Origin of the sequence: Paracoccus sp. J56 (assembly GCF_019633685.1) — a bacterium.
Lineage (GTDB): Bacteria > Pseudomonadota > Alphaproteobacteria > Rhodobacterales > Rhodobacteraceae > Paracoccus > Paracoccus kondratievae.
The window spans coordinates 78587-97812 of the sequence record NZ_JAFL01000014.1; the positions used below are offsets into that span (position 1 = coordinate 78587).

The 19226-nt window shown below is 61.3% G+C and carries 24 protein-coding genes; all 24 read right to left on the bottom strand.

Annotated elements, in window-relative coordinates; translation table 11 throughout:
- Positions 1-127 precede the first annotated feature (127 nt).
- The gene (locus M511_RS11875) at positions 128-901 is read right to left on the bottom strand and encodes an amino acid ABC transporter ATP-binding protein (RefSeq protein ID WP_029371931.1); all 774 of its coding nucleotides are present in this window, start codon (positions 899-901) and stop codon (positions 128-130) included.
- Positions 902-913: 12 nt separating this feature from the next.
- Positions 914-2368, bottom strand: coding sequence for an amino acid ABC transporter permease (locus M511_RS11880; protein ID WP_085502295.1), 1455 nt, complete (start codon positions 2366-2368; stop codon positions 914-916).
- A 1-nt stretch (position 2369) separates the two neighbouring features.
- Positions 2370-3623, bottom strand: coding sequence for an amino acid ABC transporter permease (locus tag M511_RS11885; RefSeq protein WP_085502296.1), 1254 nt, complete (start codon positions 3621-3623; stop codon positions 2370-2372).
- Between the two features lie 113 nt (positions 3624-3736).
- The gene (locus tag M511_RS11890; protein ID WP_010395665.1) at positions 3737-4762 is read right to left on the bottom strand and encodes an amino acid ABC transporter substrate-binding protein; all 1026 of its coding nucleotides are present in this window, start codon (positions 4760-4762) and stop codon (positions 3737-3739) included.
- 153 nt (positions 4763-4915) lie between these two features.
- On the bottom strand, positions 4916-5626 hold the full coding sequence (locus M511_RS11895; RefSeq protein WP_085502297.1) for an ATP12 family chaperone protein: 711 nt from the start codon (positions 5624-5626) through the stop codon (positions 4916-4918).
- A complete protein-coding gene (locus M511_RS11900) occupies positions 5619-6281 on the bottom strand; it encodes an HAD-IA family hydrolase (RefSeq protein ID WP_010395669.1) in 663 nt (220 codons plus the stop codon). The genes M511_RS11895 and M511_RS11900 overlap by 8 nt, the downstream gene beginning before the upstream one ends.
- Entirely contained in the window at positions 6278-7330 is a 1053-nt protein-coding gene (locus tag M511_RS11905; RefSeq protein WP_010395671.1) for an RluA family pseudouridine synthase, read from the bottom strand. The genes M511_RS11900 and M511_RS11905 overlap by 4 nt, the downstream gene beginning before the upstream one ends.
- A complete protein-coding gene (gene crcB, locus M511_RS11910; RefSeq protein WP_010395674.1) occupies positions 7327-7701 on the bottom strand; it encodes a fluoride efflux transporter CrcB in 375 nt (124 codons plus the stop codon). The genes M511_RS11905 and crcB overlap by 4 nt, the downstream gene beginning before the upstream one ends.
- Positions 7698-9026 (bottom strand): replication-associated recombination protein A, encoded by a 1329-nt coding sequence (locus tag M511_RS11915; protein WP_085502298.1) that lies wholly within the window; start codon positions 9024-9026, stop codon positions 7698-7700. Before M511_RS11915 ends, crcB begins: the two co-directional genes overlap by 4 nt.
- Positions 9027-9087: 61 nt before the next feature.
- Positions 9088-9678, bottom strand: a complete 591-nt coding sequence (locus M511_RS11920) for an acyl-homoserine-lactone synthase (protein ID WP_010395678.1) — start codon at positions 9676-9678, stop codon at positions 9088-9090.
- Positions 9679-9744: 66 nt separating this feature from the next.
- On the bottom strand, positions 9745-10356 hold the full coding sequence (locus M511_RS11925) for a helix-turn-helix transcriptional regulator (RefSeq protein ID WP_010395680.1): 612 nt from the start codon (positions 10354-10356) through the stop codon (positions 9745-9747).
- Positions 10357-10703: 347 nt separating this feature from the next.
- A complete protein-coding gene (gene rplQ / locus M511_RS11930) occupies positions 10704-11126 on the bottom strand; it encodes a 50S ribosomal protein L17 (protein ID WP_010395682.1) in 423 nt (140 codons plus the stop codon).
- Positions 11127-11241: 115 nt separating this feature from the next.
- Positions 11242-12258 (bottom strand): DNA-directed RNA polymerase subunit alpha, encoded by a 1017-nt coding sequence (locus tag M511_RS11935; protein WP_010395684.1) that lies wholly within the window; start codon positions 12256-12258, stop codon positions 11242-11244.
- Between the two features lie 118 nt (positions 12259-12376).
- Positions 12377-12766 (bottom strand): 30S ribosomal protein S11, encoded by a 390-nt coding sequence (gene rpsK / locus M511_RS11940; RefSeq protein WP_010395688.1) that lies wholly within the window; start codon positions 12764-12766, stop codon positions 12377-12379.
- A 12-nt stretch (positions 12767-12778) separates the two neighbouring features.
- Positions 12779-13147, bottom strand: a complete 369-nt coding sequence (rpsM, locus tag M511_RS11945; RefSeq protein ID WP_029371934.1) for a 30S ribosomal protein S13 — start codon at positions 13145-13147, stop codon at positions 12779-12781.
- 154 nt (positions 13148-13301) lie between these two features.
- Positions 13302-13964 carry an adenylate kinase gene (locus M511_RS11950; RefSeq protein ID WP_010395692.1) on the bottom strand — a complete coding sequence of 221 codons (663 nt, stop codon included), beginning with the start codon at positions 13962-13964 and terminating at the stop codon, positions 13302-13304.
- A 36-nt stretch (positions 13965-14000) separates the two neighbouring features.
- Positions 14001-15365 (bottom strand): preprotein translocase subunit SecY, encoded by a 1365-nt coding sequence (gene secY / locus M511_RS11955; RefSeq protein WP_010395694.1) that lies wholly within the window; start codon positions 15363-15365, stop codon positions 14001-14003.
- A gap of 103 nt (positions 15366-15468) precedes the next feature.
- Positions 15469-15963 carry a 50S ribosomal protein L15 gene (gene rplO, locus M511_RS11960; RefSeq protein ID WP_085502299.1) on the bottom strand — a complete coding sequence of 165 codons (495 nt, stop codon included), beginning with the start codon at positions 15961-15963 and terminating at the stop codon, positions 15469-15471.
- 168 nt (positions 15964-16131) lie between these two features.
- Positions 16132-16872, bottom strand: coding sequence for a hypothetical protein (locus M511_RS11965; RefSeq protein WP_254901054.1), 741 nt, complete (start codon positions 16870-16872; stop codon positions 16132-16134).
- Between the two features lie 154 nt (positions 16873-17026).
- Positions 17027-17215, bottom strand: coding sequence for a 50S ribosomal protein L30 (rpmD, locus tag M511_RS11970; protein ID WP_010400254.1), 189 nt, complete (start codon positions 17213-17215; stop codon positions 17027-17029).
- Between the two features lie 12 nt (positions 17216-17227).
- Positions 17228-17794, bottom strand: a complete 567-nt coding sequence (gene rpsE / locus M511_RS11975) for a 30S ribosomal protein S5 (RefSeq protein ID WP_010400253.1) — start codon at positions 17792-17794, stop codon at positions 17228-17230.
- Between the two features lie 113 nt (positions 17795-17907).
- Entirely contained in the window at positions 17908-18267 is a 360-nt protein-coding gene (gene rplR / locus M511_RS11980) for a 50S ribosomal protein L18 (protein WP_010400252.1), read from the bottom strand.
- Between the two features lie 11 nt (positions 18268-18278).
- Positions 18279-18812, bottom strand: a complete 534-nt coding sequence (gene rplF, locus M511_RS11985) for a 50S ribosomal protein L6 (RefSeq protein WP_085502300.1) — start codon at positions 18810-18812, stop codon at positions 18279-18281.
- A 10-nt stretch (positions 18813-18822) separates the two neighbouring features.
- Positions 18823-19221 carry a 30S ribosomal protein S8 gene (gene rpsH, locus M511_RS11990; protein WP_010400249.1) on the bottom strand — a complete coding sequence of 133 codons (399 nt, stop codon included), beginning with the start codon at positions 19219-19221 and terminating at the stop codon, positions 18823-18825.
- Positions 19222-19226: the final 5 nt, after the last annotated feature.

The following is a 19226-nucleotide window of genomic DNA, read 5'->3' on the forward strand; positions in this document are numbered from 1 at the left end:
CCGGCCCCGCCCTGCCCCGCAACTGCCCGCATTCCTGCGATGTCTTCCGTGGGCAAATATCCCGCAAGGGGAGGCCGCCGCACCGGCGGCGGACGGGGAACGCGAAGTTCCCCTGCGACCGCGCAGCTCAATGCCCCAGAATCTGGGAAAGGAACAGTTTGGTCCGCTCAGAGCGGGGGTTATTGAAGAACTCCTTGGGAGTGTTCTGCTCGACGATCTGCCCCTGATCCATAAAGATCACCCGATGCGCCACTGCCTGCGCAAAGCCCATTTCATGGGTAACGCACAGCATGGTCATGCCCTCTTCGGCAAGCTCGATCATGGTATCGAGCACCTCCTTGATCATCTCGGGATCCAGGGCCGAGGTCGGCTCGTCAAAAAGCATGATCTTGGGCCGCATGCATAGCGCACGCGCGATCGCTACCCGCTGTTGCTGCCCGCCGGAAAGCTGACCGGGGTATTTGTGGGCCTGATCGGGGATCCTGACCTTGGTCAGGAAATGCATGGCGATCTCTTCGGCCTCGCGCTTGGGAATCTTACGCACCCAGATCGGGGCAAGCGTGCAGTTCTCAAGAATGGTCAGATGCGGAAAGAGATTGAAGTGCTGAAACACCATTCCGACTTCCGAACGCACCTTGTCGATGTTCTTGAGGTCATGTGTCAGCTCGGTCCCATCGACGATGATCTTGCCGGCCTGATGCTCTTCCAGACGGTTGATACAGCGGATCAGCGTCGACTTGCCGGACCCCGAGGGGCCGGCAATGACGATACGCTCACCCCGGCTGACGACCAGATCGATATCGCGCAGGACGTGAAAAGTGCCGTACCACTTGTTGAGCTTGGCGATTTCGATGGCGGTTTCGCCGGTCATCGCGGGGGCTGCGTTGGTTTGTGCAGTCATGGTTGGCCTCCTTCAGCGGTGGTCGCGCTTCAGCCGGCGTTCCAGATACATGGAATAGCGCGACATGCCGAAGCAGAGGATGAAAAAGATCGCGCCGACAAAGATGTAGGGCTCCCAATAGGCGCCTTTCCATTCAAAGCTTGCGCGGATGGTGTCGGCCATCGCCTTTAACGGATCGAACAACCCGACGAACACGACCAGCGTCGTGTCCTTGAACATGCCGATGAAGGTCGAGACGATGCCAGGGATCGAGATCTTGAGTGCCTGCGGCAGGATGATCAGCCGCTGTGCTTTCCAATAGTCCAGCCCCAGCGCATCGGCTGCCTCGTACTGCCCCTTGGGCAGGGCAGCAAGCCCGCCACGGATCACCTCGGCCATATAGGCCGAGGCAAACAGCGTCACCATGATGATGACCCGCAGGATGATGTCGAAATTCGTCCCCGGCGGTAGGAAATAGTTCAGCAGCAGCGACGCCACGAACAGCAACGTGATCAAGGGCACACCGCGGATGAACTCGATGAACATCACCGCCAGCATCTTGATTACCGGCAGGTCCGAACGCCGGGCCAGCGCAAGGATGATCCCTGCCGGCAGGGACAGCGCGATACCCGCAACACCAATGGTGATCGACAGTACGAAACCGCCGAACTGGTCCGACGACACCGGCTGCAATCGCAAGGGCAGCACACCGGCCAGGGACGAGGTCAGGGGTCCGGCAGCGACCAGCCACCAGGCCACGGCCGCGACAACACCCAGCGCAAAGGCCAAAAGGCCGAACCGCACCACCAGCAGGCGCCAGACGATAAAGCCGATCACGAAACCGGCCAGTGCCGCAATCTCACTCCACAGCGAACCGCCCCAAAGCAGCCAGACTGCGATGAACGGATAAACCAGGGTCGCCAGCAGCGACCAGCCGGGGCGGGTCTCGATCAGCGCGCTCCAGCCCAGCATGACCAGCGCGGCAGCCAGCAGCACCGCGCCACCCGCGCCAAGCAGGCTGGCAACCAGCAGCGTCAACACCACCGCCAGGCCTAGCACGATGCGTCGCGCCCGCTCGCTGTCCGCAAACAGCACCGGAGCAAGCGCAAGGAACAACAGGCCAAAGGCCAGCACCGGCCGCCAGTAAAGCGTCTGCGGATAAAAGCCGAACAGGAACTGATTCCAGCGATGTTTGATGATGGCAAAGCAGGCGCCATCCGTCCCCTGCCCCCAGGTCTCGGCAATGATCTGGCGGCATTCTGCCATGCTGTTTGCGTTCCAGACCCCGTGGACAAGCCATGGCCCGACAATGCTGGCCACCAGCCAGACGATGCCAAGACCGATCAGGGTCAGGACGATGTTCAGCGGCCCGGAAAACAGGTTCTCGCGCAACCATTTGATCGCCCCGGTCTCGGCCAGAGGCGGAGGTTCGGGCGGCAGCATGGTTTCGCGTACATAGGCAACGGTTTCTGTATGAGTGTCGCTCATCTCACCGCTCCTTCAGCTTGACGCGGCTGTTGAAGATGTTCATCCCGCCCGAAATGATCAGGCTTAGTGCCAGATAGATGCCCATCATCAGCACCATGCATTCCATCTCGCGTCCGGTCTGGTTCAGCGTGGTACCGCCCAGCGTGCCGCGCAGATCCATATAGCCGACCGCGATGGCCAGAGAACTGTTCTTGGTCAGGTTCAGATACTGCGAAATCAGCGGCGGCACGATCACCCGCAGCGCCTGGGGCAGCACCACCAGCGACATGGTCCGGCGTGGCCTCAGCCCCAGCGCGAATGCCGCCTCGGTCTGACCACGGCTGACAGCCAGAATGCCGCCGCGCACGATCTCGGCGATAAAAGCGCCGGTATAAAGGGTCAGCGCCAGCCACAGAACCACCAGCGCGTTATCAAGATTTATGCCATCGGCAAAGTTGAAGCCGCGCAGCACCGGCGGCACCAGATGCAGGCCGAAATACCAGGTCAACAGCAGCAGCGGCACGGCAAAGATCGCAAGGCTGATCCACCAGGTCGTCGGGCGGGTCCCGGTCCGGTCCTGCACCGCCTGCGCCCAGACCCGCAACCGCCGCCAGGCGATCCATGCGACAACGATGACCACGACATAGGCGATCAGCGCCCAGCTGATCGCTTCGCGCCCCAGGGCGATGGTGCCCGGCGGGTTGGTCATGCCCAGTGAGGGGATGGCGGTATAGCGGTTCGTCGGCGCGATCAGGTCAAACAGGATCATCTGCGCAGCAGGATTTTCGCCGCGATAGGCGTTCGGTGCGGGCATGACCTCGGTAAAGATCGCAAGGCAGACGAGAATCCACAAAAGCACCGGGATATTGCGAAACACCTCGACATAGATCGTCATCAGCCGCGCGATCAGCCAGTTCGAGGATAGTCTTAACACACCGACGACCACGCCCAGCGCAGTGGCCGCAATGCAGCCCAACAGGGAAACCAGCAGCGTGTTCAGCAGCCCCACGATGGTGGCGCGCAGATGGGTGTCGTCTGAGTTGTAGGGAATGAGCTGTTGCGGAATGTCATATCCCGCACGGCGGAATAGAAAGTCAAAGCTGAGCGTTTTGCCCATCGCGGACAGGTTGCGCAGCGTGTTGTCGATCAGCCAGCTCGCCATCACCATGACAAGGATGAAGACAATCGCCTGCAAGGTCAGCGAGCGGTAGCGCCGATCATAGATCAGCATCGACAACCGGAACGGCGGATGGTCCGCCCCCGTGTAAGTCACCATATTTTAACCCCCTGTTTCCGGCTTGGATGTCGGGCCTTTGGCCTCTGTACTGCCGGTCAAGCCTGGGGGCGCCCGGGGGCATAGGGCCCCCGCGCGCCCTTTTTCAGATGCGATTACCGGAAGGGCATCGCATACATCAGGCCTCCCTGGGTCCATTGAGCGTTCAGGCCGCGCGCAAGGCCAATGGGGGTCTGCTCGCCAATGGTGGCAGCAAAGATTTCGCCATAGTTTCCGCCGGCCTTGATCGCCCGCTTGGCCCATTCGGCATCTAGGCCGATCATCTTGCCCAGCTCATCGGTCGTGCCCAGCAGACGCTGAACCTCGGGGTTGTTCGAGCTTTTTGCCAACTCGTCGATATTGGCCGAGGTGACGCCGTATTCCTCGGCCGCGATCAGCGCGTAAAGGGTCCAGCGCGCGATATCAGCCCAGTTGCTGTCGCCATGGCGGACCGCCGGGCCGAGAGGCTCTTTCGAGATGATCTCGGGCAGGATGATGTGGTTTTCCGGGTCGGCAAAGCTTGCGCGCGTCGCGGCAAGACCTGATGCATCGGTCGTATAGGCATCGCAGGCGCCGGCCAGATACTGCTGCTCGCCCTCGGCATTGCTGTCGATGTTGACCGGCTGATACTCCATGTTGTTGGCTTTGAAGTAATCTGCCAGGTTCAGCTCGGTCGTGGTGCCGGTCTGGATACAGATCGTCGCGCCGTTCAGCTCTTTGGCCGAGGACACGCCCAGATCTTTACGCACCATGAAGCCCTGACCATCGTAATAGTTCACGCCGATGAAATCGAGCTTGAGGTCGGTATCGCGCTGGAAGGTCCAGGTCGAGTTGCGGGCCAGAATGTCCACCTCGCCCGAGGAAAGGGCGGTGAACCGGGTCTGGCCGGTGGTCGGCACATATTTGATCTTGGTGGCATCGCCAAGAACGGCCGCAGCCAGCGCCTTGCAGAACGAAACGTCAAAGCCCGACCAGTTCCCGTTCGCATCGGGGGCGGCAAAACCGATCAGGCCGGTGTTCACGCCGCAATTCAGCACGCCGCGGGCCTTGACCTCTTTCAGCGTGTCTCCCTCTGCGGCCAGCGCGCCCGAGGCCGCCAGGGCGACCGCTGTCACAGAGCCGAAGAATACGGATTTCTTCATAGATTTCCCCACTGTTGTTCCCGGTCCCGCCGAGGAATGAGCCGTAACTGGGCCATTGGCGGGCCCGGTTTATGCAAGGAGGCTTTATACCCCCATAAGCGGCATTGTGCCGATAGGGGGCCATGCGTCAAGAAAGAACCCAAACCAGACGGTTCAGCTGCGACTAAGCTGCCAGAACCGTTCGGAACTGCGCAGGGCGACCAGACGGTTCCGGGCCGCCTCATCGGCCTCGGTATCCCGACCCCATCGTTGTGCCTGAAATTCTTCATCAATTCGTGACAGCGCATGGGCCGTATCAGCGTCGATCCGGCCCCGGATTACCGCCAGTCCAAGGATCAGCGAACCAGGCAGCGTCACAAGATCGTGCAACGCCGTCAGGCCGAATGGATCAAGCTCTGCCACCTCGGCATGCAGTTTTCCCAGCACCGCTGGTTCCTGTGGCACGGGAATCACGCCATGGGTGATGCGCAGGGGCGCCTTCAGTTCGGTCGCGGCCCAGTCGATCAGCGGGTCCCAGCCCTCGGCCTGGGCGCGGACAAGTGTTTCGGGCGCGTCGGCACGATAGGATAAAAGGTCGGTTCCGCCATATTCAGCAAGCATTGCCGCGACCTGGGCAAATTGCGGGATCACCTTTTCAATGGCCGAGTTCGCGGCACGGGTCAGCGGCATGTCCTGAGGATTGATCACATCCTCGACCGTCTGCCATTCTTCGGCAATGGCTTCGGCCAAAGCCCCAGCCGGCAGGATCAGCGGTTGCTTGCCCGGCGTGCGCAAGGGCCGCTCGTCCAAAAGAACCATCCAGCCCCCGGCTTCCTTGCGCAGGTTCACGGATTTCCAGAACCGGCGCGCCTTCCATTCACTCATTCGCCCACTCCAACAGGGCGCGGGTCAGGGCGGGATAGTCCGGGGCGACCAGCCGCGCACCGGCCGCGTGCAGATCCTCGGCCGGGTGAAAGCCCCACTGGACGCCGAACCCGGCAACACCCGCCGCCCGCGCCATTTCCATATCGAAAACAGTATCGCCGATCATCACCGCCCGCCCGGCCTCGACCCCGGTTTCGGAAAGCGCGCTTTCCAGCATCGCCGGATGTGGTTTCGAAGGATGCCCGTCCGCCGATTGCCGGGTGATAAAACGTCGCGTCAGCCCATGCGCATCAAGGGTCGCCGCCAGCCCCCGCGCTGGCTTGCCGGTGGCAATACCCAAAAGCACCTCGTCCATCGCCGCCAGCGCATCCAGACAGTCCAGCGCGCCGGGATACAGCGGCGGCCGTGCCCCTGCCAGCCGTTCCGCGATGAATGCTTCGCGGTAGCCAGCGACGACGCGCTCGTGCAGGTCTGGCCCGGCCTCCGGCAACAGCCGCGCCACCGCCACCGGCAGTGACAGACCGACGATGGACAGGATGCGCGCCGGCTCCATCTCGGGCAGGCCTGCGCCTGCCATGGCGCTGTTCATCGCATGGGTAATCTCATGCTGGCTGTCAACCAGCGTGCCGTCGATGTCAAAGATGACCAGCTTCATGTTGCCTCGGCAAATGGGTCCTCGGGCACATCGTTTTCCGACCAGCCCAGTGTTTTCCACGTCCGGACCATGTGGTCGGGCAAGGGCGCGGTCACGGTGATCAGCTTTTTGGTGATCGGATGCTCGAAACGGATCATCCGAGCGTGCAGATGCAGTTTGCGGCTGATCTCTCCGCCAAGCTGGGCGCCCCATCCGTCACCGGGGTTTTCCTGACCCGAACCGCCATATTTGCCGTCGCCCACAATGGGATGGCCGATCCCGGCCATATGGGCGCGCAGCTGATGGGTGCGGCCCGTCACCGGGACCATGGCAACCCATGCCGTGCGGCTGCCCAAAGCGTCCAGCACGGCAAAATCGGTATGGGCGCGCTTGGCCCCTTCGGTCGAGGCGACGGCAGAAGGATGCACGGTCATCATCTTTTCGCCTTCGCCGCCGCGCCCACGTCCCGGTGCCTTGACCAGCCCGTATTTGATCGACCCCATGCGCGGGCTGGGCACGCCGGCCACCGCCGCCCAGTAGATCTTGCGGGTCAGGCGATGACGAAACGCTTCGGACAAAGAGCGTGCGATCCGGTCGGTGCGCGCCAGCAGCAAAACACCCGAGGTGTCCTTATCCAGACGGTGCACCAGCTTGGGCCGGTCCTTGTAGCCAAACATCAGCGCCGCGGTCAGCCCGTCCACGTGCCGGTCCCCCTGCCCCGAACCACCCTGAGAAGGCAGGCCCGGAGGCTTGTTCAGCGCAATGATATGTTCGTCGCGCCACAAGACGCAGGACTGGATCATCTCGGCATCGGACTGTTTCACCGCCGCCCTGGGACGGGCGGGCACAGGTCCCGAGGCCGCCACAGGCAACGGCGGCACACGTACCTCCTGGCCCGCCTCAATGCGGGTATTGGCTTTGACCCGTCCACCATCGACGCGCAACTGACCGGTGCGGCACCATTTCTCGACCGCGCCCTGGGTCAGCTGGGGAAAACGCTTTTTCAGCCAGCGGTCGATACGCTGATCGCCTTCGTCCGCGCTGACGCGGATGGTTTGCACGCCGCTCACGAGAACAGCCCCCGACCAATGACCAGCCCCATGACCACCGCCGCAAGCGACAGGATCACCGAGCACAGCACATAACCCAGCGCAACCGCGCCCGCGCCACGCTCCCACAGCGTTGCCGTATCCAGTGCAAACGCGGAAAAGGTCGTAAAGCCGCCCAACACCCCGGTCAGCAGAAAGGGCGCGAGATGCTGCCCGCCGCGATGCGCGAGCAAGGCCGCAAGCAGCCCCATCGCCAGGCAGCCGACGATGTTCACGATCAACGTGCCCAGAGGAAAACCCTGTGTCATCCGCCCGGCCAGAATATTGACGCCGTAGCGCGCAGCGGACCCCAAGGCCCCGCCCAGCCCGACCTGAAGAAATGTATGTGTCATGCCTTGTCCTCTGTCCGCCGCTTCTGGCGCAGCCCGGCGAACCATTCAACGCGCTTTTTCAACTCACGCTCGAAACCGCGTTCGACGGGCAGATAGAAAACCGGCCGCTTCATGTCGTCGGGGAAATAATTCTGACCCGAGAATCCGTCCTCGGCGTCGTGGTCATAGCGATAGCCCGCACCATAGCCCTGATCGGCCATCAATCCGGTCGGTGCGTTCAGAATATGCTTGGGCGGCATCTGGCTGCCCGAGCGTCGCGCCAGATCTCGCGCCGCTTTATAGGCGACATAGCCGGCATTCGATTTGGGCGCCAGCGCCAGATAGATCGTGGCCTGCGCCAGCGCCAGCTCTCCCTCGGGGCTGCCCAGCCGTTCGTAAAGTGCCCAGGCGTCAAGGCAATGGCGTTGCGCGGCAGGATCGGCCAGGCCGATATCCTCGACCGCCATACGGGTCAGGCGGCGGGCGAGATAGCGCGGGTCCTCTCCGCCTTCGAGCATACGCGACAACCAGTACAGCGCCGCATCGGGATCACTTCCACGCACTGATTTGTGCAGGGCCGAGATCAGGTTGTAATGCTCATCACCCGACTTGTCGTATTTCGCCGCGCGCCTCATCAAACGCTGCGCCAGTTGGTCGGTGTCGAGCTTGCCCGGGACCCGCCAGGCCATCACCTGCTCGATCAGGTTCAGCGCGGCGCGGCCATCGCCATCTGCCATCTCCAGCAGCCGGTCGCGCGCCTCGGCGGTCAGGGGCAGCGGGCGATCAAGCTCTTTCTCGGCCCGCTGCGCCAGACGTTCCATATCGGCAAGGCTCAGCCGCTCCAGCACGATGACCTGAGCGCGGGACAACAGCGCGGCGTTCAGCTCAAAACTAGGGTTTTCGGTAGTGGCACCGACCAGCGTGATGGTGCCATCCTCCATATGCGGCAGGAAACTGTCCTGCTGCGCCTTATTGAAACGATGGATCTCGTCCACGAACAAAAGCGTGCCCCTGCCTTGCTGGTGACGCAGACGGGCTGCGTCAAAAACCTTGCGCAGTTCGGGCACACCCGAAAAAATCGCCGAGATCTGCACGAAAGCCAGGTCGGTTTCCTGTGCGAGCAGACGCGCGATGGTGGTTTTCCCAACCCCCGGCGGCCCCCAGAGAATCAGCGACGACAGGCTGCCGGCATGCAGCATGGCGCCAAGTGGCCCGTCCGGGCCCAGCACCTTGTCCTGACCCACGACATCAGCCAGCCGTGCCGGTCGAATCCGGTCGGCCAGAGGACGCGCCACAGGGCGCGCAGGTTCGCCCGAGGCGGGCGCGGTATCAAACAGATCAGCCATGCGGACGGTATGTTACGCCGCCCGCATCATCGGCGAAAGGCCCTGCACCCGATGCCGCGCATCAGTGCATCTTTGCCGCAAGGTTGATCGAGACACACTGGAAGTAACCGTCATCAATCCAGACCACCGGCCCCATGGCCTGCGCATCAAGCCCGCAGGGCACCAGCCAACGCGGCCAGTTCGAGGCGACAAGGCACACCAGACGCGTGGCACCCAGATTACGCGCCGAGTTCGTCATCTCTTGCACCAGGTTCAGGTGAACGCGGCGACGTTCACGCTGGGGGACGTCGTGATTGACGAACAGCCTGCTTGCCTCCCACGTCCCGGGATCGACCGGGGCCGGCTCATCAAGCAGGTTCTGAGGGATCGAACCGCCCAGAAGATCAAGCTGGGCATCGCGAATCATGTAAGAGTACATGCCGCAGTGCGCCGTGGTGGGCGTCAGCCGAACTCCAGCCAGTACCTGCCCGTTCTGATGGATCGCCACCCAACGGCTCATCGGGGTGTCGTATTGATCGAACTCCATATCGTCCGTCTGGGGCAGATCCCAGCACTTCTGGACGATGAAGCTTTGCTTGCGTGCACGAAAGATATTCGCGAACAGCTCGCCATGGATGTGCAGGTTAGCAAAGGAAAGGGTGGTGGTCTGCATGCTCTTCTCCTGGGGTTGCGGTGGTACTGGCCCCCAGGTGTAAACCGCAATGGTTAACGCAACGTCCTACAGCAGGCGGTAATCCTTGGCCCGTTGCAGCGCTTCGGCAGTCGTTCTTGCCATCAGCCTTTCGCGCGCCGAGATCAGACGAGCTTTGAATGCGCTTTCCGTAATACCAAGCTTTGCAGCCGCCGCTGCATGACGATCGCCCTCTGCGATACACCGAAGGGCCTCTTGCTGAGCCTTCGTCAGACTCTCCGGCGGCTCCGTAATTTCGTGAAGCCGACGTATCGTCGCCGAGATCACATCAATCTCATCATCCGTGAACTCCCGCCTGTCATGAGCAAAGGCAGCGATGGTACGCGACTTGATCGGCCCATGAGCCACCACCACACCATAAGGCAGGCCGTGATCTGCTGCGTCCTGAAGGATCGAAAAGGGGTCGGGAATCGGCAGCACGCTCCAGCGGCATACGCCTGTTGTCGAGAATCCCCAGGCAATCGTCGGGTCGCGCAAGGCATAGGCGCGCTCGGAATAACGCTGCGTCCACTCCTTGTTATAGGTCTGGAACTGCATCAGGGGCGCAGCAAAGCGGATGTGCAAACCGATAAAGTAGCCCGCGGGGGCCAGCTTTTTCAGTTTGGCGAGTGCTGCGTTGATTTCCGCGCGAGACGACATGACTATTTGTACAGATTGCTTTTACCTCAGGTCATCAAGAAAATTGGCATGTATTACAGGGTATTCAAGCAATACTGTATTAAGAAGCAACGTTTTTTCTGCCGCCGTCGTCTCTCCTCGTCGGCGCCGGGGGTTGTTGTCATCTTCGCAGACACCAATGACGGCCCGGCGCACCCCTGTTTTCCATACCTTTTCCATAAGCCGCCACAACTATTTGAAGAACTGTAGAAATTCTATCTACCGTTGCTTGCAGAGCTTGTTGTGGCAACTGTTGCAAAAAGGCCCGCAGCCATCTGGCGTGGCTGCGGGCCCAAGATTCGCTTAACCGCAAGAAACGGTTAGACTTCTCACGATTCGTCGGTGGCCGATTCGGCTTCCAGACGGGCACGGTCAGCCGCACCCTTGGCGCTGGTGTCGCGCTCGACGAACTCGATGATCGCCATGGGTGCCATGTCGCCATAGCGGAAACCGGCTTTCAGAACACGGACATAGCCGCCCTGACGGTCTTTGTAGCGCGGGCCGAGAATCTCGAACAGTTTGGCAACGTGGCTGTCCTGTTTCAGCTGGGCAGCCGCCTGACGGCGGGCGTGCAGGTCGCCGCGCTTGGCCAGCGTGATCAGCTTCTCGATGACGGGGCGCAGTTCCTTGGCCTTGGGCAGAGTCGTCTTGATCTGCTCATGCTCGATCAGCGAGCCAGCCATGTTGGCGAACAGCGCCTTGCGGTGTTCGTGGGTACGGTTCAGACGGCGATAACCGCGGGCGTGACGCATGATATGTCTCCTTTACGTCTTTTTGCTTTGTCCGGCAGCCCATGCGTGCGGGCCGCTCTCCTTGGGGCGGAATGCCCGGTACTCCGGGGGCGACATGCGCCCCCGGTATTCGTGATCAGAACTGGTCGTCGAAACGCTTGGCCAGATCTTCGATGTTTTCCGGCGGCCAGTCCACAACATCCATACCGAGATGCAGGCCCATGCCCGAGAGCACTTCCTTGATCTCGTTAAGCGATTTGCGGCCGAAGTTCGGAGTGCGCAGCATCTCGGCTTCGGTCTTCTGGATGAGGTCGCCGATATAGACGATATTGTCGTTCTTGAGGCAGTTCGCCGAACGCACCGACAGCTCCAGCTCGTCCACTTTCTTGAGCAGGCGCGGGTCGAATTCCAGCCCATCCTCGGCATCCGAGCGGGTGGCCGTCTCGGGCTCTTCGAAGTTGACGAAGACCGACAGCTGGTCCTGAATGATACGTGCGGCATAGGCCACGGCATCTTCCGGGGTCAGCGAACCGTCGGTTTCAACCTTCATGGTCAGCTTGTCATAGTCCAGCACCTGGCCTTCACGGGTCGGCGTGACTTCGTAGCTGACACGCTTGACCGGCGAAAAGATCGCGTCGATCGGAATCAGGCCGATGGGCGCATCCTCGGGACGGTTCTTGTCGGCGGCGACATAACCCTTGCCGTTGGCAACGGTCAGTTCCATGTGCAGCTCGGCGCCGTCATCAAGATGGCAGATGATGTGGTCGCGGTTCAGGATGGTGATGCCAGCGGTTTCCTGGATATCACCAGCCTTGACCTCGCCCGGACCCTTGGCCGACAGCGTCAGCCGTTTGGGCGCATCGACTTCCATCTTCAGCGTCACGCCCTTGAGGTTCAGGACGATGTCGGTGACGTCCTCGCGCACCCCCGGGACAGAGGAGAACTCGTGCAGCACGTTGTCGATCTGCACCGAGGTGATGGCCGCGCCCTGCAACGAGGACAGCAGCACACGGCGCAGCGCGTTGCCCAGCGTCAGGCCAAAGCCGCGCTCAAGCGGTTCCGCCACGACGGTGGCCACGCGGGACGGATCGGCACCCGGCTTGATTTCAAGCTGGGTCGGCTTGATCAGTTCAGCCCAATTCTTGTGGATCATGCGATTGCCTCCATACCAGTTTCCGACCCATGACCGACAGTCGGAAACGCCCGAGGTGATAAGCGAAAAGCGCGCCCGCGCCGAAAAACGGCGCGAAGCGCGTCAAAGTCTTGACCGATCAGACCCGGCGGCGCTTCGGCGGGCGGCAGCCGTTGTGCGCGATCGGGGTAACATCGCGGATCGCAGTGATGTTGAAGCCAACCGCAGCCAGCGCACGCAGCGCCGATTCGCGGCCCGAGCCGGGGCCCTGAACTTCAACTTCCAGCGTGCGAACGCCATGTTCCTGCGCCTTACGGCCAGCGTCCTCAGCGGCCATCTGGGCGGCATAGGGGGTCGATTTACGCGAACCTTTGAAGCCCATGGTGCCGGCCGACGACCAGGCAATAGCGTTGCCCTGCACGTCCGAGATCAGGATCTTGGTGTTGTTGAAGGACGAATTCACATGCGCCACGCCAGCGGCGATGTTTTTGCGTTCCTTGCGCTTGATGCGAGTCTTATCGCGTGCCATGTCCGTTCCCCCTTACTTCTTCTTGCCGGCGATGGGTTTCGCCGGGCCCTTGCGGGTGCGGGCATTGGTGTGGGTGCGCTGGCCGCGCACCGGCAGGCCGCGACGATGACGCAGGCCGCGATACGAGCCGAGGTCCATCAGACGCTTGATGTTCATCTGCGTCTCACGGCGCAGGTCGCCTTCGACGGTCAGGTTGGCGTCGATGTATTCGCGGATCTGCAGAACTTCAGCGTCCGACAGGTCATTCACGCGGCGCGCCGGATCGATACCGACAGCCTGAATGATCTGTTCGGCGAATTTCGGGCCGATCCCGTGGATATAGGTCAGAGCGATGGGGACGCGTTTCCCCGTCGGAATGTTGACGCCAGCAATACGAGCCACGCGTGTTTCCTTTTCCATGTTGCGGTTCCGTAATGCCGGAACCTTTTTTCACAACCAAAGACCCGAAAGCCGTGCCTTCGGGCCTAAAGCTACACCTGAGACTCAGGTGATTCTCTTCCGAGATGCTGCGAATTAAGGGATTTGCTGGTCAAGGTCAACCCTGACCCGGAAACCTGTCCATAATCCGCGAGATCTGGCCGGCAACCTCATCAATCTCGGCAAGGCCATCGACCGTATGCAGGTTCCCCTTGACGTAGAAGTAACCGATCAGCGGCGAAGTCTTTTTGTAATACTCCATCAACCGCGTCTTGAGGCTTTCCTCATTGTCATCGGCGCGACGACGCAGGTCGGTCGAGCCACAGACATCGCAGACCCCCGGCTCTTTCGTCGGCTTGGTCACATCGTGATAGACCTCACCGCAATTGCCGCAGGTAAAACGGCCGGTGATGCGCGAAACCAGCGCCGCGTCATCGACCCGCATCTCGATCACGGCATCAACGCGCTGATCCATTTCCGCCATCAGCGATTGCAGCGCGTCGGCCTGTGCCAGAGTGCGCGGAAAGCCGTCAAAGATGAAGCCCTTACCGCGCTGCGCCAGTTTTTCCCGGATCAGACCAATGACAATCTCATCCGTCACCAGCTCGCCCCGGTCCATGACCTCAGCCACGCGCTTGCCCATCTCGGTGCCCGAGTTGCGCGCTTCGCGCAGCATATCGCCGGTCGAGAGCTGGACGAGACCGCGCTCGTCGATCAGACGCCGCGCCTGGGTGCCTTTGCCTGCGCCGGGCGGGCCCAGCAGAATGATGTTGATCGCCATGTCTCGTCCCTCTCCTACCCTTATGGTGGGCTTGCCTCAGCGACGCGCGGGGGCCTTGCGCGTCTTCGCCTTGCCACGCTTGCCGCGCAGCTGCGATTTCTCAATCAGACCTTCGTACTGATGCGCCAGCAGGTGGCTCTGCACCTGGTTGATCGTATCCATGACCACGCTGACAACGATCAGCACCGACGTTCCGCCAAAATAAAAGGGGATCGCCAGCTGGTTACGGATGACCTCGGGCAAAAGGCAGACAAAGGTCAGGTAGGCCGAACCAATGACCAGCACCCGGGTCACGACATAGGTCAGATAATCCTCGGTCCGTTTGCCGGGACGAATGCCCGGAATGAACCCGCCCTGATTCTTCAGGTTCTCGGCCACATCCTCGGTCTTGAAGCTGACGTTGAACGTGTAAAAGTAGGTAAAGAACACGATCAGCGCCGCAAAGAACAGCAGGTAAAGCGGCTGGCCGGGGCCAAAATAGGCAAGGATCGTCGACATGATCGGGCCCGTCTGATTGCCCGAGAAAGTCGAGATCGTGACCGGCAGCAGCAGCAGCGAGCTGGCAAAAATCGCCGGGATCACGCCCGCCGGGTTCACCTTGATCGGCAGGTGCGAGGACTGGCCGTCATAGATCTTCATCCCGACCTGCCGCCGCGGGTACTGGATGTGGATCTTGCGAAGCGCCCGCTCCATGAAGACCACAAAGGCAATCACTGCGGCGACCATGACGATCACGCCCAGAATCACCGGAGTCGAGATTGCACCCGAACGGCCTTGCGCCAGAAACTGTGCCAGATGGGCCGGAATTTCAGCAACGATGCCGACAAAGATGATCAGCGAAATACCGTTGCCGATGCCGCGAGCGGTAATCTGCTCACCCAGCCACATCAGGAACATGGTGCCGCCGACCAGCGTGATCACGACCGAGGCGCGGAAGAACATCCCCGGTTCATGGGCAAGGTTGCCGTGCTCAAGACTGACCGCCAGACCCCAGGCCTGGAACAGCGCCAGCGCGACCGTACCATAACGGGTGTATTGGTTGATCTTCTTGCGGCCCTGTTCGCCCTCTTTCTTGAGCTGCTCAAGAGCCGGCACCATGGAAGCCAGCAGCTGCACAATGATCGAGGCCGAGATATAGGGCATGATGCCAAGCGCAAAGATGCCCATGCGTCCCAGCGCACCGCCGGTGAACATGGACAGGATTCCGCCCAGACCAGCCTGCGCCTGATCCATGAAATTGCGCAATGCGGCGCCATCAATGCCGGGCACCGGGATATAGGTGCCAAGGCGGTAGATAATGAGAAGTCCGAGGGTGAACCAGATTCTCTGACGCAGCTCGGTCGCCTTGCCGAGCGCGCCCCAGGAAAGGTTCGCGGCCATCTGTTCTGCGGCTGACGCCATGCTTAAGCCCCTTCGTGGCAGCGCCGCCGGATCGTTTCCCGATCCCGCGGCGCCTGGAAAACTCGATAGCTATCTATGGGGCGCGGGCGCGCCCTTCAACAGCTTATTCGGCCGCGGAAGCGTCAGCGGCTTCTTTTGCCGGACGGGTGACGGTGACCTTGCCACCAGCTTTCTCGACCGCTTCGACCGCCGATTTCGACGCGCCGGTCACGGTCAGGTTCACGGCAGCCCTCAGCTCACCCTTGGCCAGCAGACGCACGCCATCGCGCTTGCGGCGAATGACACCGGCAGCAACCAGCGCATCCTCGTTCAGTTCGGCTTTTACGTCCAGCTTGCCGGCGTCAATGAACGTTTGCAGCTGGCCAAGATTGACCACCGCGAATTCAAGACGATTCGGTTTGCTAAAGCCACGCTTGGGCAGGCGGCGGTAAAGCGGCATCTGGCCGCCTTCATAGCCATTCAGCGCGACGCCTGAACGCGAGGTCTGACCTTTGATACCACGGCCGGCGGTTTTACCCTTGCCCGAGCCGGGACCACGGGCAACGCGCTTTTTCTTGCGCGAGGCGCCGGGATTGTCGTGCAGTTCATGCAGTTTCATATCGCTTCTCCTTGGCCGGAAGCGCCCCATGAAGCGAAAAGGGCGAACACGGCATTCTTGATTGAGTCGGTGCCGATGGGCACCGGGGGTCTTTATACAGTGCAGGCGCCGCGGTCAACAAGCTGCCGTTACCCTGTGGGGTTTGGTCGCACAGCCCTTCGGCCTGACTCAAAACTCGACCCATGTTCCGATCCTTACCGCCGTCTCCCCCGCTCCGCTCAGAGGCAGAACCGCGCCGACTTCCAGTCTTACGGGGCCAGCCAGATCCCGCACCACTGTGGTTGCGAGACTCGCTGAAAAGCCGGTATCCGTGCGATCCTCAAATCGCAACTGGTTGATCAGCATCATTGTGTCGGTCGTATGCCAGCCGAATGTCAGCTCAGCCTTGGCGGTCGCCTCTGGCGTCAGATAACTAAACAGCCCCGCCCCTTGCGAGGCGAGTTCGGACCAAGCCTCCCCATCCTTCCAGCGTAGTGCGACCCGGTAACGGGCCTCGACCGAAAGCCAGCCGCCACCATGCAGGGCGCGCAACAGCGGAAGTGCATCCCAACCCCTGCCCCAGCCCACACCAACCTGAGCTAACGGCAAATAATCTCCGCCACGTTTCAGCACTCCACCACCAGCAGAAACCACCCAGCGATCCGGCCCCGCCCCTTGATCGAGAGACCGCTGCCACCAGATCATTGCGCTGTTTTCGCCGCCGCTGGCGCGCCCCAGTTCAAAGCCCAGCGTGTCTCGCGGGCTCAGCCCATATTCGCCATAAAGGCCAAGATAGCCGTTGCCCTCATGATCCCGCTCCCCGGACAGGGAAAGAAAAACACCCCGCTTCCCACGCGCCCACGGACTGGCATCAGCGAACCCAGCCGAAAACAACAGGCATAGGATCAGACCAAATATCCGGCACAGCACAGCATGTCCCTTGCAGGAGCCCAAATCACCCCCGCAGCATAGACGGAACCCCTTACCACAAGGTTAACAGGTCCTGCTTTCGTGCCCTGCGCGAATGAAAAACGCCCCGGATATCTCCGGGGCGCTTCTGACTTTCCGTCGCGCGGGACCGAGATCAGCCGCGCTCTTCGATGATGGTCACCAGATGCGGGATCTTGGCAACCATACCGCGAATCGCCGGGGTATCCTCAAGCTCGCGGGTACGGTTCATCTTGTTCAGACCAAGACCTTTCAGCGTTTCACGCTGGATGGCCGGACGGCGGATCGGCGAACCGATCTGCTTCACAACGATGGTTTTAGCCATAAGCCTGTCTCCTTACGCTTCGACAGCGGCTTCTGCCGGCTTGTCGTTGGACGGCAGGATCTCGGCCACTTTCTTGCCGCGGCGCTGTGCAACGCTGCGGGGCGAGGCTTCTTTTTTCAGCCCGTCGATCATGGCCCGGATCATGTTGTAGGGGTTTTGCGAACCCAGCGACTTGGCCACAACGTCCTGAACGCCCAGCATCTCAAACACAGCGCGCATCGGACCACCGGCGATGATACCGGTACCCGGAACGGCGGTCCGCATCACCACTTTGCCAGCGCCGTGACGGCCTTCGACATCGTGATGCAGGGTGCGACCGTCACGCAGCGGCACGCGGACCAGGCTGCGCTTGGCCTGTTCAGTAGCCTTACGGATCGCCTCGGGCACCTCTTTGGCCTTGCCTTTACCAAAGCCGACGCGGCCGCGCTGATCCCCAACCACCACAAGAGCAGCAAAGCCAAAACGCTTACCACCCTTAACGGTTTTCGACACGCGGTTGATCGCGACCAGCCGGTCGGCGAATTCCGGAGTCTCTTCGCGCTCTTCGCGCCGACTCCGACGGTTTTCACGTTCTGCCATCTGGCATTCCTCATAAGCTGGCGCGTCGCGCGCCGTGTTAGCCAATCCAGGTGGGCCGCAAAAGAAAGAGCAGTCCCCGGATCATCGGGGTGGCGCGAACGCCACCCGCACCATCAGAATTTCAGACCGCCTTCGCGGGCTGCATCCGCCAGAGCCTTGATCTTGCCGTGGAACAGGAAACCACCACGGTCGAAGATAACCTCTTCGACACCGGCTTTCCTGGCCCGCTCGGCAATCGCGGCGCCAATCTTGGCCGCGGCTTCGACGTTGTTCTTGCCAATAACACCCAGGTCCTTTTCGAGCGACGAGGCAGAGGCCAGCGTGACCCCTTTCACATCGTCGATCACCTGAACGCTGATGTTCTTGGACGAACGGTGGACGGAGAGACGCGGACGACCGTTCGCAATCTTCCGCAACTTGTTCCGCACGCGCAGGCGGCGCTTCTGGAACAGCTCTTTTTTGGTCAGTGCCATTTATGCGCCCCTTACTTCTTCTTGCCTTCCTTGCGGAAGACGACCTCGCCCTTGTAGCGGATCCCCTTGCCCTTATAGGGCTCGGGACGGCGCCACTCGCGAATGTTCGCGGCGACCTGGCCGACGAGTTGCTCGTCGATGCCTTCGACCACGATCTCGGTCTGCTTCGGCGCCGTGATGGTCACGCCATCGGGCGTCACGAAATCCACGTCATGCGAATAACCAAGCGCCAGTTTCAGGACCTTGCCCTGCATCTGCGCGCGGTAACCCACACCCTGGATTTCCAGCTCTCTTTTGAAGCCCTGGCTGACGCCAGTTACAAGGTTCGCCACCATCGAACGCGACATGCCCCATTGCTGGCGCGCGCGCTTGGACAGACCGCGCGGCGTAACGGTGACAGCACCGTTATCGATCGCAAGGGTCACGTCATCCGTCGCGGTGAAGGAACGGGTCCCTTTCGGACCCTTCACCTCGATGGTCTGGCCTTTCACTTCGGCGGTCACGCCCTGGGGCAGTTCGACCGGCTTTTTACCAATCCGAGACATCCTGCCCTCCTTAGAACACGGTGCAGAGGACTTCGCCGCCGACATTGGCACTGCGAGCCGCCGCATCCGACATCACGCCTTTCGGCGTCGAGACGATGGACACGCCAAGGCCGTTGCGGACCAGCGGGATGTCCTTGACCGAAGCATAGACACGACGGCCGGGTTTCGACACGCGAGCAAGCTCGCGGATCACCGGGGTGCCGTCAAAGTATTTCAGGCTGATTTCCAGCTCGGTATGGCCGGATTCAGTCTGAATCTGCTCATAACCGCGGATGTAGCCTTCTGCTTTAAGCACGTCCAGCACCCAGGCGCGCAGCTTGGAGGCGGGCGTACGGACGGTCGATTTGCCGCGCATCTGTGCGTTGCGGATGCGGGTCAGCATATCGCCGAGAGGATCGTTCATCGACATCGTGC

Excerpts from the sequence above, each read along its gene's own strand:
- M511_RS11875 (WP_029371931.1), bottom strand. The coding sequence starts at position 901 with ATGACTGCACAAACCAACGCAGCCCCCGCGATGACCGGCGAAACCGCC.
- M511_RS11880 (WP_085502295.1), bottom strand. The coding sequence starts at position 2,368 with ATGAGCGACACTCATACAGAAACCGTTGCCTATGTACGCGAAACCATG.
- M511_RS11885 (WP_085502296.1), bottom strand. The coding sequence starts at position 3,623 with ATGGTGACTTACACGGGGGCGGACCATCCGCCGTTCCGGTTGTCGATG.
- M511_RS11890 (WP_010395665.1), bottom strand. The coding sequence starts at position 4,762 with ATGAAGAAATCCGTATTCTTCGGCTCTGTGACAGCGGTCGCCCTGGCG.
- M511_RS11895 (WP_085502297.1), bottom strand. The coding sequence starts at position 5,626 with ATGAGTGAATGGAAGGCGCGCCGGTTCTGGAAATCCGTGAACCTGCGC.
- M511_RS11900 (WP_010395669.1), bottom strand. The coding sequence starts at position 6,281 with ATGAAGCTGGTCATCTTTGACATCGACGGCACGCTGGTTGACAGCCAG.
- crcB (WP_010395674.1), bottom strand. The coding sequence starts at position 7,701 with ATGACACATACATTTCTTCAGGTCGGGCTGGGCGGGGCCTTGGGGTCC.
- M511_RS11915 (WP_085502298.1), bottom strand. The coding sequence starts at position 9,026 with ATGGCTGATCTGTTTGATACCGCGCCCGCCTCGGGCGAACCTGCGCGC.
- M511_RS11920 (WP_010395678.1), bottom strand. The coding sequence starts at position 9,678 with ATGCAGACCACCACCCTTTCCTTTGCTAACCTGCACATCCATGGCGAG.
- M511_RS11925 (WP_010395680.1), bottom strand. The coding sequence starts at position 10,356 with ATGTCGTCTCGCGCGGAAATCAACGCAGCACTCGCCAAACTGAAAAAG.
- rplQ (WP_010395682.1), bottom strand. The coding sequence starts at position 11,126 with ATGCGTCACGCCCGCGGTTATCGCCGTCTGAACCGTACCCACGAACAC.
- M511_RS11935 (WP_010395684.1), bottom strand. The coding sequence starts at position 12,258 with ATGATCCACAAGAATTGGGCTGAACTGATCAAGCCGACCCAGCTTGAA.
- rpsK (WP_010395688.1), bottom strand. The coding sequence starts at position 12,766 with ATGGCACGCGATAAGACTCGCATCAAGCGCAAGGAACGCAAAAACATC.
- M511_RS11950 (WP_010395692.1), bottom strand. The coding sequence starts at position 13,964 with ATGGCGATCAACATCATTCTGCTGGGCCCGCCCGGCGCAGGCAAAGGC.
- secY (WP_010395694.1), bottom strand. The coding sequence starts at position 15,365 with ATGGCGTCAGCCGCAGAACAGATGGCCGCGAACCTTTCCTGGGGCGCG.
- rplO (WP_085502299.1), bottom strand. The coding sequence starts at position 15,963 with ATGAAACTGCATGAACTGCACGACAATCCCGGCGCCTCGCGCAAGAAA.
- rpmD (WP_010400254.1), bottom strand. The coding sequence starts at position 17,215 with ATGGCTAAAACCATCGTTGTGAAGCAGATCGGTTCGCCGATCCGCCGT.
- rpsE (WP_010400253.1), bottom strand. The coding sequence starts at position 17,794 with ATGGCAGAACGTGAAAACCGTCGGAGTCGGCGCGAAGAGCGCGAAGAG.
- rplR (WP_010400252.1), bottom strand. The coding sequence starts at position 18,267 with ATGGCACTGACCAAAAAAGAGCTGTTCCAGAAGCGCCGCCTGCGCGTG.
- rplF (WP_085502300.1), bottom strand. The coding sequence starts at position 18,812 with ATGTCTCGGATTGGTAAAAAGCCGGTCGAACTGCCCCAGGGCGTGACC.
- rpsH (WP_010400249.1), bottom strand. The coding sequence starts at position 19,221 with ATGTCGATGAACGATCCTCTCGGCGATATGCTGACCCGCATCCGCAAC.